This window comes from Streptomyces albicerus, from assembly GCF_008905045.1.
GTDB lineage: Bacteria > Actinomycetota > Actinomycetes > Streptomycetales > Streptomycetaceae > Streptomyces > Streptomyces albicerus.
The window spans coordinates 139,348-154,236 of record NZ_VWMY01000010.1 but is presented as its reverse complement, the minus strand read 5'-3'; the positions used below and the strand labels follow the sequence as shown (position 1 = coordinate 154,236).

Below are 14,889 nucleotides of genomic sequence, written 5' to 3'. Positions count from 1 at the left end.
GCAGAAGAAAAACTTTCCCAGCCGGGTCAAGATCGCCGCGAATGGCGCGGGGCAACACACCACACAAGATTGCCAGTAAGGGTCTCTACTAGGTTGCATCTCTTACCTGTGGAAGATTAGATTGATGCCCATGACACAGGCTCCCGCGGCACCCAAGGCCGCCCGGCGTCGGCACGACCGAGAGATCGTCGCGCTGGCCGTTCCGGCTTTCGGCGCACTCATCGCCGAGCCTCTCTTCCTGATGGCCGACACCGCCATCGTCGGCCATCTCGGCACCGCGCAACTCGCCGGTCTCGGTGTCGCCTCGGCCCTCCTCGCCACAGCCGTCAGCATCTTCGTCTTCCTCGCGTACGCCACCACGGCCGCCGTCGCCCGGCGGGTCGGCGCGGGCGACCTCCAGGCCGCGATCCGGCAGGGCATGGACGGCATCTGGCTCGCCCTGCTGCTCGGCGCCGCCGTCATCGCCATCGTCCTGCCCACCGCACCCGGTCTGGTGGAGCTCTTCGGCGCATCGGACACCGCCGCTCCCTACGCCATCACCTATCTGCGCATCTCGGCGCTCGGCATCCCCGCGATGCTCGTCGTCCTCGCCGCCACCGGTGTCCTGCGTGGCCTGCAGGACACGAAGACACCGCTCTACGTCGCCATCGCGGGCTTCGTCGCCAACGGCGCACTCAACGTGGGTCTCGTCTACGGCGCGGACCTCGGCATCGCCGGCTCCGCCTGGGGCACCGTCATCGCCCAGTGCGGCATGGCCGCGGTGTACCTCTTCGTGGTCGTCCGCGGAGCACGGAAGCACGGGGCGTCCTTGCGGCCCGACAAGGCAGGCATACGCGCGAGCGCTCAGGCCGGCGCACCACTGCTGGTTCGCACCCTCTCGTTGCGCGCGATCCTGATGACCGCCACCGCCGTCGCCGCCCGCCTCGGAGACACAGACGTCGCCGCGCATCAGATCATCCTGTCCCTGTGGAGCCTGCTCGCCTTCGCCCTCGACGCCATCGCCATCGCGGGACAAGCCATCATCGGCCGTTATCTCGGCGCGGGCGACGCCCAGGGAGCCCGTGAGGCCTGCCGCCGCATGGTGGAGTGGGGCATCGCCGTCGGCGTTGTGCTCGGCGGGCTGGTGATCGTCAGCCGCACCCTGTTTCTCCCGCTCTTCACCAGCGACTCGGTTGTCCAGGACACTGCGCTGCCCGCCCTGCTCATCGTGGCGCTCTCCCAGCCGATCTGCGGCATCGTCTTCGTCCTGGACGGCGTACTGATGGGCGCGGGGGACGGCCCGTATCTCGCGTGGGCCATGCTGCTCACTCTTGCGGTCTTCGCTCCGGTGGCGCTGCTTGTGCCTGTGTTCGGCGGCGGGCTGACCGCGCTCTGGGGAGCGATGACCCTGATGATGACCATGCGGATGCTGACCCTGTGGATCCGCTCCCGCTCGGGCCGCTGGATCGTCACGGGCGCCACGCGCTGACTGTTTCACGTGAAACACCGTGTGCTGCCCGTTTCACGTGAAACGAAGAAGGGCCGCACCCCAGCGGGTGCGGCCCTTCTCTCAGCTATGCCGAGCGCAGCGGTCAGGCCGCGACGACCTCGATGTTGACCTTGGCGGCAACCTCGGGGTGCAGACGCACGGACGTCTCGTGGGCGCCCAGCGTCTTGATGGGCGAGCCCAGCTCGATGCGGCGCTTGTCGACCTCGGGGCCACCGGAAGCCTTGATCGCCGAGGCGATGTCGGCCGGGGTGACGGAACCGAAGAGACGACCGGCGTCGCCGGAGCGGACGGCCAGGCGGACCTTGACGCCTTCGAGGCGGGCCTTGATCTCGTTGGCCTGCTCGATGGTCGCGATCTCGTGGATCTTGCGAGCACGACGGATCTGCTCGACGTCCTTCTCGCCGCCCTTGGTCCAGCGGATCGCGAAGTTCCGCGGGATCAGGTAGTTGCGAGCGTAACCGTCCTTGACGTCGACGACGTCGCCCGCGGCACCGAGGCCGGAGACCTCGTGGGTGAGGATGATCTTCATGTGTCGGTCACCCTTCCCTTATCGCGCGGTGGAGGTGTAGGGCAGCAGCGCCATCTCACGGCTGTTCTTCACGGCCGTGGCGACGTCACGCTGGTGCTGCGTGCAGTTGCCGGTCACGCGGCGGGCACGGATCTTGCCGCGGTCGGAAATGAACTTCCGCAGCATGTTCGTGTCCTTGTAGTCCACGTACGTGACCTTGTCCTTGCAGAAAGCGCAGACCTTCTTCTTCGGCTTGCGCACAGGCGGCTTCGCCATGGGTGTTTCTCCTGTGTGATCAAGAAGTGTGGGTACGGCCCACCCTCAGCCCTGGGGCTAGAAGGGGGGCTCGTCCGAGTAGCCGCCGCCAGAACCACCAGAGCCGCCGGAGCCGCCGGAGCTTCCGCCCCAGCCACCGCCGCCGCCCTGCTGGCCGCCGCCGGCAGGAGCGCTGGTCGCCCAGGGGTCGTCGGCGGGAGCGCCGCCGCCCTGCTGCTGACCGCCGCCGGGGCCTCCGCCCCAGCCGCCGCCCTGCTGGCCGCCGCCACCGCCGCCGTAACCGCCCTGGCCGCCTCGACCGGTGGTCTTGGTGACCTTGGCCGTGGCGTTCTTCAGGCTGGCGCCGACTTCCTCGACGTCCAGCTCGTAGACCGTGCGCTTGACGCCCTCACGGTCCTCGTAGGACCGCTGCTTCAGCCGGCCCTGCACGATGACGCGCATGCCTCGCTGGAGCGACTCGGCGACGTTCTCCGCCGCCTGACGCCAGACCGAGCAGGTCAGGAACAGGCTCTCGCCGTCCTTCCACTCATTGGTCTGACGGTCGAAGGTGCGGGGAGTGGACGCGACGCGGAACTTCGCGACCGCCGCACCGGAAGGGGTGAAGCGCAGCTCGGGGTCGTCGACAAGATTGCCGACGACCGTGATGACGGTCTCGCCTGCCATTGGGGGAACCTCTCGGCGGGTTTGCTGCTGGCTGCTTGTGCTGCTACTCGTTGTCCGAGATCAGCTGAGCGGAAAGCTCAGTGGGTCTCGGGACGGAGGACCTTGGTCCGGAGGACCGACTCGTTCAGGTTCATCTGGCGGTCGAGCTCCTTGACGACCGCAGGCTCGGCCTGCAGGTCGATGACCGAGTAGATGCCCTCGGGCTTCTTCTTGATCTCGTACGCGAGACGACGACGGCCCCAGGTGTCGACCTTCTCGACCTTTCCGTTGCCCTCGCGGACGACGGAGAGGAAGTTCTCGATCAGCGGAGAGACAGCGCGCTCCTCGAGATCGGGGTCGAGGATGACCATCACCTCGTAGTGACGCATGTGGAACCCACCTCCTTTGGACTCAACGGCCACGGTCGTTCCGTGGCAGGAGGGTTGTGATGCGTACGCAACGGTATCGGCCGCCACTGACAATCGGGCCCGCCGATCAGCGAACTGAGCGGGGGATCGTGTCGTGGCCTGGGCAGACACCGGTGCAGACGGTACAGACTACCCGCACACCGGCTTCCGGTTGAAATCGGGGGCCGGGGACCGTCAATCTGTACACATCGGGTGTGTATGGCGCTACGATGCGCCGCCTTCCGCAGGAGGTGCCCCATGGCACAGGCATTGCGACCCAACACCGTCGGTTCCCTGCTCGCCACCGACCACAAGCCCCATCCGCTCCAGGACACCCTGCTCGCCGTGACGCTGGTGCTCGGAGCGGTCTCCTTCACCACGGCGATGTTCCACCACCTCCATCTGCTCAGCTCATGGACGGGGCTGGTGGGCATCCTCACCGGGGCCGCCGGGCAGTTCGTCTCCGTGACGACCAGGGAACGCTTCGGGCTGATCCTGGGTCTCGGTGCCGCGGGCGTCGGCTTCCTCCTCGGCATGGCGCACGGCGGGCTCTTCGGCGGCGTCATCGGCTGACCGCCGCTTGGGTCCACGGGAGCCGTCGGCCCGCGGCTTTCCCAACTCCCGGCCCCATGGCCGGACAACACCTCCAGGCGCCCCGGCCGCGTATCGGCCGGGGCCAAGGTTCCATACGGCCAGACGGGGCGCTCGCAGGGCGCAGTAGGCTTCGGCGCGAGAGCCGGAGCCCCTGTACCCATGGGGACACACCAGCCCGAGGAGCGCCCCGAATGAGTCTGACCCTGAGGACCATCAGCCGAGAGCAGCATCTGGCGTACATCCAGAGTCTGCCCGCGGCTAGTCACATGCAGGTCCCGGCATGGGCCGACGTCAAGGCGGAGTGGCGCTCCGAGAACCTCGGATGGTTCGACGACAGGACCGGCGAGATGGTCGGCGCGGGTCTTGTGCTGTACCGGCAGTTGCCCAAGATCAAGCGCTACCTCGCCTATTTGCCCGAGGGCCCGGTCATCAACTGGTTCGCGCCGAATCTGACCGAATGGCTGGATCCGATGCTCGCGCACCTCAAGCAGCAGGGCGCCTTCTCCGTGAAGATGGGTCCTCCGGTGATCATCCGGCGCTGGGAGGCCGCTTCGATCAAGAAGGGCATCCAGGACCCGGACGTGAAGCGCCTGCGCGACATCGAGGCCGACTTCATCGAGCCGCGCGCCTTCGAGGTCGCCGACCGGCTGCGCCGCATGGGCTGGCAGCAGGGCGAGGACGGCGGAGCCGGCTTCGGCGACGTACAGCCCCGCTACGTCTACCAGGTGCCGCTTGCCAACCGGTCGTTGGAGGACGTCCACAAGGGCTTCAACCAGCTGTGGCGGCGCAACATCAAGAAGGCCGAGAAGGCCGGCGTCGAGGTCGTCCAGGGCGGCTACCACGACTTGGAGGAGTGGCAGCGCCTCTACGAGATCACCGCTGTGCGCGACCACTTCCGGCCCCGCCCGCTCTCGTATTTCCAGCGTATGTGGACGGCCCTCAACACCGAGGACCCCAACCGCATGCGGCTGTACTTCGCCCGGCACGACGGGGTGAACCTGTCCGCCGCGACGATGCTGGTCGTCGGTGGGCACGTCTGGTACTCCTACGGCGCCTCCGACAACATCGGGCGTGAGGTCCGGCCCTCGAACGCGATGCAGTGGCGGATGCTGCGCGATGCCTACGCGCTCGGCGCCACCGTCTACGACCTGCGCGGCATCTCCGACTCGCTGGATGAGACCGACCACCTCTTCGGCCTCATCCAGTTCAAGGTGGGCACCGGCGGGCAGGCCGCCGAATACCTCGGCGAGTGGGACTTCCCACTCAACAAGCTGCTCCACAAGGCGCTCGACATCTACATGTCGCGCCGCTGACGCACCAGAATTCGCCTTCATACCTCTGATACACCGCAGCCACGAGAAAGGTTCCAGGTCCGGCCATGGCGCTCACCCTCTACGTCGACACCGCGCGCTGGCGGGCGCACCACAAGCACGTGTCCGAGCGGTTCCCAGGGCTCGTCCCCGTCTGCAAGGGCAACGGCTACGGCTTCGGCCACGAGCGGCTCGCGGACGAGGCCACCCGCATGGGCTCCGACGTCCTGGCCGTCGGCACGACGTACGAGGCCGCGCGGATCAAGGACTGGTTCGGCGGCGACCTGTTGGTGCTGACGCCGTTCAGACGGGGCGAGGAGCCCGTGCCGCTGCCCGACCGGGTCATCCGCTCCGTGTCGTCGGTCGACGGGGTCTACGGCCTCGTGGGCGCCCGCGTCGTCATCGAGGTCATGTCCTCCATGAAGCGGCACGGTGTGAGCGAGCGCGATCTGCCCCAGCTCCACGCCGCCATAGAGAACGTGCGGCTCGAGGGCTTCGCGATCCACCTGCCGCTGGACCGCACCGACGGCTCGGACGCCGTCGAGGAGGTCATCGGCTGGATGGACCGGCTGCGCGCGGCCCGGCTGCCGCTGCACACCATGTTCGTCAGCCACCTCAAGGCCGAGGAGCTCGCCCGGCTGCAGCAGCAGTTCCCGCAGACACACTTCCGCGCCCGCATCGGCACCCGGCTGTGGCTGGGCGACCACGAGGCGACGGAGTACCGCGGAGCCGTCCTGGACGTCACGCCCGTCTCCAAGGGCGACCGCTTCGGCTACCGCCAGCAGAAGGTCGCATCGGACGGCTGGCTGGTGGTCGTGGCGGGCGGGACGTCGCACGGGGTGGGCCTTGAGGCTCCGAAGGCCCTGCACGGCGTCATGCCGCGCGCCAAGGGCGTCGCCCGGGCCGGCCTCGCCACGGTCAACCGGAACCTCTCGCCGTTCGTCTGGGGCGGCAAGCAGCGCTGGTTCGCGGAGCCCCCGCACATGCAGGTCTCGATCCTCTTCGTGCCGTCGGACGCCCCGGAGCCGAAGGTCGGCGAGGAGCTGGTGGCCCATCTGCGGCACACCACCACACAGTTCGACCGCATCGTGGAGCGCTGACCAAGGGGACACCAAGTCCCCGCAGTCATGCAGAAGGCCGTACCCGCGAATCCGGGTACGGCCTTCTGCATGACTCGCCCATGCCCTGTTCGCTCAGGGCGAACTCCTCCGCTGCGATTCGCCGCCGCTGCCCCACTCCACGTACGGCCCGTCGAAGTGCGCCGCGTGCCGGGGCGGATGGGCCGCGGCGCCCAGGACGAAGACGTCCTCCGCGCCGTCCAGGACACCGCCCGACGGATCGTCGTCACCGGAGCGGCGCACCACGTCCCGCTCCGGCATGAAGATGTCGCGCACGATCACGGCGCACAGGTACAGCGTCCCCAACAGGTGGACGGCGATGGCCAGTTGATACCCCTCTTCGGGCAGTCCCTTGTGGGCGTCGCCGCTGGTCGTGTACGCGAGGTACATCCAGATCCCGAGGAAGTACGCGACCTCGCAGGCCTGCCAGATCAGGAAGTCCCGCCATTTCGGGCGGGCCAGCGCGGCGAGGGGGACCAGCCACAACACGTACTGCGGTGAGTAGACCTTGTTGGTGAGGATGAAGGCCGCGACGATCAGAAACGCCAGCTGGGCGAAGCGCGGCCTGCGCGGAGCGGTCAGCGCGAGTGCCGCGACGCCCACACAGGAGATCAGCATGAGCACCGTGGCGAACGCATTGACGGTGTCGGTGGCGAGCGGGCTCTCCATGCGCTGGGACAGGATCAGCCAGAAGGAGCCGAAGTCGACGCCGCGCTCCTGGCTGAACGTGTAGAACTTCGACCAGCCCTCGGGCGCGAGCAGCATGACCGGAAGGTTCACGATCAGCCAGGAGCCCGCGGCACCGAGCAGGGCGGTGCCGAACTCCCGCCACTTGCCGGCACGCCAGCACAGCACGAACAGCGGCCCGAGCAGCAGGACGGGATAGAGCTTGGCGGCCGTTGCGAGCCCCAGCAGGACGCCGAAAGCGAGGGTGCGGCCCCGCGACCACATCAGCATCGCGGCGGCCGTCAGAGCGACGGCCAGCAGGTCCCAGTTGATGGTGGCGGTCAGCGCGACGGCGGGCGCCAGAGCGATCAGCAGGCCGTCCCAGGGCCGCCGCCGGTGGGTGCGGGTCACGCAGACCGCGATGACGGCAGCGCACACCATCAGCATCCCGGCGTTGACCATCCAGTAGACCTGCTCCTGGTCCTGGATGCTGCCGCTCCCCGGTGTCAGCCAGGCAGCGACCTCCATGAACACGCCGGTCAGGACCGGGTACTCGAGGTACTCCATGTCGCCCTCGAGCTTGTCGAAGTACGGCACGAGCCCGTCGGCGAAGCCCCGCCCCTGGTAGAGGTGCGGGATGTCCGAGTAGCAGGCATGCGTGTACTGCGAGCTGGCCCCGAAGAACCAGGCTCCGTCGTAGCAGGGCAGCTTCTGCACCATGCCGAGGGCGAACATGCCGATCGCGACGAGCGCGATGACGCGTACGGGGGTCCACCAGGACGTCCCGAGCAGCGCGCGGCGTCCGAGAGGACCGCCGAACAGTTCACTGCCGGTCGTGGCGACCGGGTCCTCCTTGGTCGGCCGCACCAGATCTGGCTCGTGCACGCTCGTTCGCGTCGTTTCTGCACTGGGCATGCCGCACATCCTGCCGTACGCGTCTAGGAATACGCCGAGGGCCGTCGCACCGAGTCGGTGCGACGGCCCTCGTTTCACGTGAAACATCCACTGTGGATGTTTCACGTGAAACACCCGCGGAGGCGGCTACCCGGTCGATCCTCCGAAGAGGCCGCCGTTGCCGTTGCCTCTGGAATTTCCGCTGTCGTCGGATTCCGTTGGCGAGGCGGTCACCCCTCCGTCTGTACCGCCGTTGTCCGTTCCGCCCGTGTCAGTACCGCCCGTGTCGACGCAGTTGGGGTCGAACGGGTTGTTGCAGGTCTCACTCACCGAGGGCGAGGGAGAGGCCTGGGGCTCACTGGGCGTCGGCGTGGGCTCAACCGGTTCCTCTTCGGACTCGGTGGGCGTGGGGATCACGCTCGGGCTCGGAACGTCATTGACCACTTCACCGATGGGCGTGGCCTCGGGGAAGTCGATGGGCTTCTCGCCCTTGAGCGCCTGCTCCATGTAGTCGTGCCAGATCTCGGCCGGGAACGAGGCGCCGTGAATCGTCTTCTGGCCACCCGTGCCGTACATCTCCAGGAACTCGCGCTTCTTGGTCTCGTCGTCGTCCATGCGGTACATGCTGATCGCGGTCGAGAGCTGCGGCGTGTACCCGACGAACCAGGCGGACTTGTTACCGTCCGTCGTACCGGTCTTGCCGGCCACCTCACGATCGTCCAGCTGCGCCGAGGTACCAGTTCCCTCCTCGACGACGGTCTTCAGGACGTCGGTGACGTTGTCGGCAACCTTCTCCGTGAAGGCCGACTTGGGCTGGGACTTGTGCTTGAACACCATGTCCCCTTCGTATTTGACCTCCTTGACCGAGAACGGGTCGTTCTGTTCACCGCTGGCCGCGAACGTCGCGTACGAGCCGGCCATCCGGATCGTGCTGGGGTCGGAAATACCGATGGAGAAGGACGGGAAGGTGGTACCCGTCAGACTGCTCTCCCTGAGGCCGGCGTTTTCGGCTGCCTGCTTCACCTTGTCCAGACCGACGTCCATGCCGAGCTGCACGAAGGCGGAGTTCGCCGAGACCTTCATGGCCTCACGTAGATCAATCCGGTAGTTCGGCGGACTGCCGTACGACTCGTCGTCGTCATTGGCCTGGAGCCACTCCTTGCCCTTGTCGTTCTTCCAGACGTCACCGTCGTATTCCCGGATCTTGAGCCTGTTCTTGCCGCTGTAGAAGCTGTCTGGCGACACCTTGGTGCGCTCGTCCTGCGCCTGGGACTCCCCGAGATCGGGGTTGCGCTTGCCGTCCTGCATCGCGGCCGCCAAGACGAACGGCTTGAACGTCGAACCGACCGCGGCACCGGTCTCGTCGGCGTTGTTGGTGAAGTGCTTGGTGGCGTCCTCACCGCCGTAGATGGCCTCGATGGCGCCGTTCTCCGGGTTCACGGAGGCCCCGCCGAACTGGACGTACTTGTCCGTCTTCGGACGCTTCTTCTCGTTGATGTTCTCCTCGCGGACCTTCTTCACGGCCTTCTCGAGGTCCTCGACCTTCTTCTTGTCGAAGGTCGTGTGGATCTCGTAGCCGCCCTGCCGGAGCTGCTCTTCGGTGATCTCGGTGTTGTTGATGACGTAGCCCTTGGCCAGGTCGACGAGGTAGCCGATCTGACCGCCCAGCTCATCGCTGGACCGCGGGTTCTGGAGCTTGGGCAGCTTTGTGTACTTGGACCGTTCCGTGGCCGACAGATGCCCGTCCTTGACCATCTCGGTGAGGATCCAGCTCCAGCGCTTCGTGGCCCTCTCCGTGTTGGCCTCGCGCGTGGCGGCCGGGTCGATCTCCGTCTGCCCCGCGGGGTCGTAGTACGTGGCGCCCTTCAGCACGGTTGCGAGGAGGGCGCACTCGCTCGCGTTCAGGCTGGTCGCGTCCTTGCCGAAGTATGAACGCGCGGCCGCCTGGAGGCCGTAGGACGAGCGGCCGTAGTAGGCGGTGTTCAGATACCCCGCCATGACCTTCTCCTTGGGCTCGCTGCGGCCCACCTTGATGGAGACGAGCAGTTCCTTGAACTTCCGGGAGAGCGTCTGCGACTGGTCGTTGAGCATCGCGTTCTTCACGTACTGCTGCGTGATGGTCGAGCCGCCCTGCGTGTCGCCACCCCTGGCCATGTTGAAGAGGGCTCGGCCGATGCCCATGGGGTCGATGCCCTTGTCGGTCTCGAACGTCTTGTTCTCGGCCGACATGACGGCGTACCGCATCGACTTGGGAATCTGCTCGTACTTGATGTTCTGGCGGTTGGTCTCACCGCCGGTGGACACCATCGGCTTGCCGTTGGACCAGTAGTAGACGTTGTTCTGCGCCTTCGCGGCCGCCGCGATGTCCGGCACGCCCACCATGGCGTACGCGATACCGGCCACGGCCATCATGCTGCCGCAGAAGGCGATGAACGTACCCGTCACAAGCTTCCACGAGGGCACCCAACGCGCCCAGCCGTACTTGCCCGCGCGCGGATAGTCGATGATCCGGTTCCTCTCGGGCATGGACCCACGCCCTCGGCCCCGCCCAGGCCCGTTCGGCCCGCCGGGACCACCGCGGCGGCCGCCACCACCGTGGCCGCCGTGTCCCGCGCCGTCGGCGGCTCTGCGCCTGCCTCCGCCGCTGCTGCTTCTCTGCGCCGCCCGCCGGGCCTCGGCACGGCTACCGAACGGGCGCTCCTCACCCCCCGAGTCGTACGAGGCGGAAGGAGACCCGGTGGCGCCACGCGGTGCCGCACGGCGGCCAGAGGACGACCCTGTCTGGCCGCGTCGGGCCGCGGCACGTCCGCCGCCCTGCGGCTGCGGCGATTTGCGACGGTGCTCGCTCATCGAACGATTACTCCTCGGGCAGGCGCACCTGAGCGCGCCTGGAAACGGCGGCTGGTTTCCGGTCCCCCCGAAGTACGGATGCGGTCGTTCTTGCATTCACCCGTACTGCACCGAGGACGAGGACGTCCCCAGGCGTCACTCGGTTCCCGGTGGTTTGCATGGCGCACAGACTACGCACCGTCAAAACCCGCCTAGGCCGAAGTTCACCCCAAAACAGGCAACTTGCTTCCTGAGAATCTGTGATGTGACGCCGTTCACCGTGCCCCCTCTTGTCGCAGACAGAGGACCGATCTATCGTGCTGATGTATCGAGTCGATACATCAGCTCGGCATAAAGACCGTCACGGCAAGACCGCGGCAGAGAGGAGGCGACGATGAGCCGGCGTTCCGGGATCCTCGAGTTCGCTGTTCTCGGCCTGCTCCGCGAGTCCCCGATGCACGGCTATGAGCTGCGCAAACGCCTCAATACGTCACTGGGTGTGTTCCGTGCGTTCAGCTACGGAACGCTCTACCCCTGCCTCAAGACGCTGGTCGCCAACGGCTGGTTGATCGAGGAATCGGGGAACACCCCCGAGGACGCCCTCGCGGCGCCACTCTCAGGGCGCCGCGCCAAGATCGTCTATCGGTTGACGGCGGAAGGTAAGGAGCACTTCGAGGACCTGCTCTCACAGACGGGTCCCGACGCGTACGAGGACGAGCACTTCGCTGCTCGCTTCGCCTTCTTCGGCCAGACGTCGCGGGACGTACGGATGCGGGTCCTCGAAGGCCGCCGCAGCCGTCTCGAGGAGCGCCTGGAGAAGATGCGTGCCTCTCTGGCGCGCACCCGGGAGCGCCTCGACGACTACACCCTTGAGCTCCAGCGCCACGGAATGGAGTCCGTGGAGCGCGAAGTGCGCTGGCTGAACGAGCTCATCGAGAGCGAGCGGGCCGGACGGGACCAGCGGCGTCCCGGATCCGACGGCGCCGCTCAGCAGGACAGCACATCTGGGGAGTCGGGCGGCCTGCCCCGGCCCGGGGACACTCCCGGGCCGGATCCGTCCGATGACACTGCCATGTGAAGTCCGCTCAGGACTTCACCGAGTACACACAGGGAGCAACCGGAATGGGTTCGGTTCGCGTAGCCATCGTCGGCGTGGGCAACTGCGCCGCCTCGCTGGTGCAGGGCGTCGAGTACTACAAGGACGCCGACCCGGCGTCCAAGGTGCCGGGTCTGATGCACGTCCAGTTCGGCGACTACCACGTGGGTGACGTCGAGTTCGTCGCCGCCTTCGACGTCGACGCGAAGAAGGTCGGCCTCGACCTCTCGGACGCCATCGGGGCCAGCGAGAACAACACCATCAAGATCTGCGACGTCCCGAACAAGGGCGTCACGGTCCAGCGCGGCCACACCCTCGACGGCCTCGGGAAGTACTACCGCGAGACCATCGAGGAGTCCGCCGAGACCCCGGTCGACGTGGTCCAGATCCTCAAGGACAAGCAGGTCGACGTCCTCGTCTGCTACCTGCCCGTCGGTTCCGAGGACGCGGCGAAGTTCTACGCCCAGTGCGCCATCGACGCCAAGGTCGCCTTCGTCAACGCCCTGCCGGTCTTCATCGCCGGTACCAAGGAGTGGGCGGACAAGTTCACCGAGGCGGGCGTCCCGATCGTCGGCGACGACATCAAGTCGCAGGTCGGCGCCACCATCACGCACCGTGTGATGGCGAAGCTGTTCGAGGACCGCGGTGTCCGTCTCGAGCGCACCATGCAGCTCAACGTCGGCGGCAACATGGACTTCAAGAACATGCTGGAGCGCGACCGCCTCGAGTCCAAGAAGATCTCGAAGACGCAGTCCGTCACCTCGCAGATCCGCGACCGCGACATGGGCGCCGACAACGTCCACATCGGCCCGTCCGACTACGTCGCCTGGCTCGACGACCGCAAGTGGGCGTACGTCCGCCTCGAGGGCCGTGCCTTCGGCGACGTCCCGCTGAACCTGGAGTACAAGCTCGAGGTCTGGGACTCCCCGAACTCGGCGGGTGTCATCATCGACGCCCTGCGCGCCGCGAAGATCGCCAAGGACCGCGGTATCGGCGGTCCGATCCTCTCCGCGTCGAGCTACTTCATGAAGTCCCCGCCGGTCCAGTACTTCGACGACGAGGCCTACGACAACGTCGAGAGGTTCATCAAGGGCGAGGTCGAGCGCTAGCGCGACACAGCTCGGTGCGCCGGCGAGACACAGCGCCGCGCGCCGAGCGTCCTTGCGCTGAGCTCTGTTGAGGGTCCCCGGGTCGTGCGCCCGGGGACCCTCCCCGTATGTGAGGCTGTGTCCCATGGCTGTCGTACGTGACCTGCGCGTACTCCTGCGCTTCCGGAACTTCCGGCGCCTGCTCGCCGTACGGCTGCTGTCGCAGGGCGCTGACGGGGTCTATCAGGTCGCACTCGCCACGTACGTCGTCTTCTCGCCGGAGAGGCAGACATCGGCGGCCGCGATCGCCTCCGCGATGGCGGTCCTGCTGCTCCCGTACTCCCTCGTCGGCCCGTTCGCGGGCGTCCTGCTGGACCGCTGGCGACGCCGGCAGGTCTTTCTGTACGGGAACCTCCTGCGGGCGCTGCTGGCCTCCCTGACGGCCGTCCTGATGCTGAGCGGTGTGCCGGACTGGCTCTTCTACGCGTCCGCGCTCTGTGTCACCGCGGTCAACCGTTTCGTCCTGGCGGGCCTGTCCGCCGCGCTGCCCCGCGTCGTCGACCCCGACCGCCTGGTGATGGCCAACTCCCTGTCGCCCACGGCCGGAACGCTGGCCGCGACCGTCGGCGGCGGTCTCGCCTTCGTCGTACGCCTCGTCGCCTCGGACTCCGATGCGGTGGTCATCCTCGTCGGAGCGGCGCTCTACGTGTGCTCCGCGCTCGCCTCGCTGCGCCTGGCACCTGAACTGCTCGGCCCCGACCAGGAGTTGGTACAGCCACGGCTGAAGGCGGCACTGGTCGGCACGGCGCGCGGCCTGACGGCGGGCGTACGGCATCTCGCCGAGCCCGCACGACGGGAGGCCGTCTGGGCGCTGACCGCGATGACGCTGATGCGGTTCTGCTACGGCGCCCTGACGGTCATGGTGCTGATGCTCTGCCGGTACGCCTGGTCGTCCGGCCCGGACGACGACGGGCTCGCCCTACTCGGCCTGGCCGTGGGGATCTCCGGAGCGGGTTTCTTCGCCGCGGCCGTGCTGACCCCGGCGGTGGCCGGCCGACTCGGGCCCATCGGCTGGATCACCGCCTGTGCCGCATCCGCGGCGGTTCTGGAGCCGGCGCTCGGCCTGCCGTTCGCCGAAGTCCCCATACTGATCGCGGCCTTCGTCCTGGGCCTGACCACCCAGGGCGCGAAGATCGCCACGGACACCGTGGTCCAGTCGTCCGTCGACGACGGCTTCCGTGGCCGGATCTTCGCCGTGTACGACGTCCTGTTCAACGTCGCCTTCGTCGGCGCCGCCGCGGTGGCCGCCCTGATGCTGCCTCCTGACGGCCGCTCAGTCCCGCTGGTGGTCACGGTCGCCGTTATCTACGGGGCAGTTGCTGCGGCTATGGTCCGCTTTGAACTGCAGTAAGTGTCACATCAATGCCACAGAGCCCCTTTGGACTACAGAGTTGTCAGTGGCGGCCGGTAGCTTACGTGCGTCTTATTTCGCGCCACGCGCTCCTACGTTCAAGGGGGACCCCCAAGTGACCACTCCGCCGCCCCAGGGCCAGAACCCGTTCGCTCAAGGGCAGCCGCCCCAGGGGAACCCGTACGGTCAGCAGCCGCCGCAGGGCCACCCGCAGCAGCCGGCCGCGCCGTACACCCCGGTCCCGCCCCAGCAGCCGAAGCGTGGCTTCAAGAAGTACCTGCGCGTCGGGATCGTCGTCATCGCCCTCATAGTCGCCGGCGCCGGCTACCTGGCGAGCCGGGACGACGCCCAGGCCGCCAAGGTCGGCGACTGCATGAGCATCGGCAACCCGGACAGCGCCACGGACCCGGAGCTCGAGGTCGTGGACTGCAGCAACTCCAAAGCCGCGTACAAGGTCGAGGACAAGAAGAGCGACGACTCGGGCTGCGACCGCACCAAGTACGCCGAGTACACCGAGACCGGTGGCGGCAGCGACTTCACCCTCTGCCTGTCGGAGTACTC

14 protein-coding genes are annotated in these 14,889 nt (G+C 67.4%); 8 read left to right on the top strand and 6 right to left on the bottom strand.

Annotated elements, in window-relative coordinates:
* Positions 1–124: 124 nt before the first annotated feature.
* Entirely contained in the window at positions 125–1,468 is a 1,344-nt protein-coding gene (locus GAS53_RS10885; protein WP_192583057.1) for an MATE family efflux transporter, read from the top strand.
* A gap of 103 nt (positions 1,469–1,571) precedes the next feature.
* Here GAS53_RS10885 and rplI read toward each other — a convergent pair whose 3' ends face one another.
* From rplI to rpsF, 4 genes are all read right to left on the bottom strand, one after another.
* Positions 1,572–2,018, bottom strand: a complete 447-nt coding sequence (gene rplI, locus GAS53_RS10880; protein WP_054236454.1) for a 50S ribosomal protein L9 — start codon at positions 2,016–2,018, stop codon at positions 1,572–1,574.
* A gap of 18 nt (positions 2,019–2,036) precedes the next feature.
* Positions 2,037–2,273 (bottom strand): 30S ribosomal protein S18, encoded by a 237-nt coding sequence (rpsR, locus tag GAS53_RS10875; RefSeq protein ID WP_003949403.1) that lies wholly within the window; start codon positions 2,271–2,273, stop codon positions 2,037–2,039.
* A 57-nt stretch (positions 2,274–2,330) separates the two neighbouring features.
* Positions 2,331–2,936, bottom strand: coding sequence for a single-stranded DNA-binding protein (locus GAS53_RS10870; protein WP_151477275.1), 606 nt, complete (start codon positions 2,934–2,936; stop codon positions 2,331–2,333).
* 77 nt (positions 2,937–3,013) lie between these two features.
* Positions 3,014–3,304: a 30S ribosomal protein S6 gene (gene rpsF / locus GAS53_RS10865; protein ID WP_004950685.1), complete on the bottom strand. Its 291-nt coding sequence runs from the start codon at positions 3,302–3,304 to the stop codon at positions 3,014–3,016.
* A gap of 276 nt (positions 3,305–3,580) precedes the next feature.
* On the opposite strand from rpsF, the gene GAS53_RS10860 reads away from it, so the two are divergent.
* The 3 genes from GAS53_RS10860 (at position 3,581) to GAS53_RS10850 (ending at position 6,326) form a co-directional block, all read left to right on the top strand.
* Positions 3,581–3,895 (top strand): hypothetical protein, encoded by a 315-nt coding sequence (locus GAS53_RS10860; protein WP_151477274.1) that lies wholly within the window; start codon positions 3,581–3,583, stop codon positions 3,893–3,895.
* Between the two features lie 212 nt (positions 3,896–4,107).
* Positions 4,108–5,229 (top strand): peptidoglycan bridge formation glycyltransferase FemX, encoded by a 1,122-nt coding sequence (gene femX / locus GAS53_RS10855; protein ID WP_151477273.1) that lies wholly within the window; start codon positions 4,108–4,110, stop codon positions 5,227–5,229.
* Positions 5,230–5,294: 65 nt separating this feature from the next.
* Positions 5,295–6,326 (top strand): alanine racemase, encoded by a 1,032-nt coding sequence (locus tag GAS53_RS10850; protein ID WP_151477272.1) that lies wholly within the window; start codon positions 5,295–5,297, stop codon positions 6,324–6,326.
* Positions 6,327–6,419: 93 nt separating this feature from the next.
* Here the strand turns inward: GAS53_RS10850 and GAS53_RS10845 are convergent, their stop codons facing one another.
* Entirely contained in the window at positions 6,420–7,925 is a 1,506-nt protein-coding gene (locus GAS53_RS10845) for a glycosyltransferase family 87 protein (RefSeq protein ID WP_151477271.1), read from the bottom strand.
* A gap of 126 nt (positions 7,926–8,051) precedes the next feature.
* Complete coding sequence (locus GAS53_RS10840) at positions 8,052–10,754, bottom strand: transglycosylase domain-containing protein (protein WP_151477270.1); 2,703 nt, start codon at positions 10,752–10,754, stop codon at positions 8,052–8,054.
* Between the two features lie 373 nt (positions 10,755–11,127).
* Here GAS53_RS10840 and GAS53_RS10835 point away from each other — a divergent pair, with 373 nt between their 5' ends.
* The 4 genes from GAS53_RS10835 to GAS53_RS10820 all read left to right on the top strand — a co-directional run.
* Complete coding sequence (locus tag GAS53_RS10835) at positions 11,128–11,811, top strand: PadR family transcriptional regulator (RefSeq protein WP_151477269.1); 684 nt, start codon at positions 11,128–11,130, stop codon at positions 11,809–11,811.
* A 44-nt stretch (positions 11,812–11,855) separates the two neighbouring features.
* A complete protein-coding gene (locus GAS53_RS10830) occupies positions 11,856–12,938 on the top strand; it encodes an inositol-3-phosphate synthase (protein ID WP_151477268.1) in 1,083 nt (360 codons plus the stop codon).
* 124 nt (positions 12,939–13,062) lie between these two features.
* Positions 13,063–14,328, top strand: a complete 1,266-nt coding sequence (locus tag GAS53_RS10825; RefSeq protein ID WP_151477267.1) for an MFS transporter — start codon at positions 13,063–13,065, stop codon at positions 14,326–14,328.
* 115 nt (positions 14,329–14,443) lie between these two features.
* Positions 14,444–14,889: LppU/SCO3897 family protein (locus GAS53_RS10820; RefSeq protein WP_151477328.1), on the top strand; the 446-nt coding region annotated here is incomplete at its 3' end.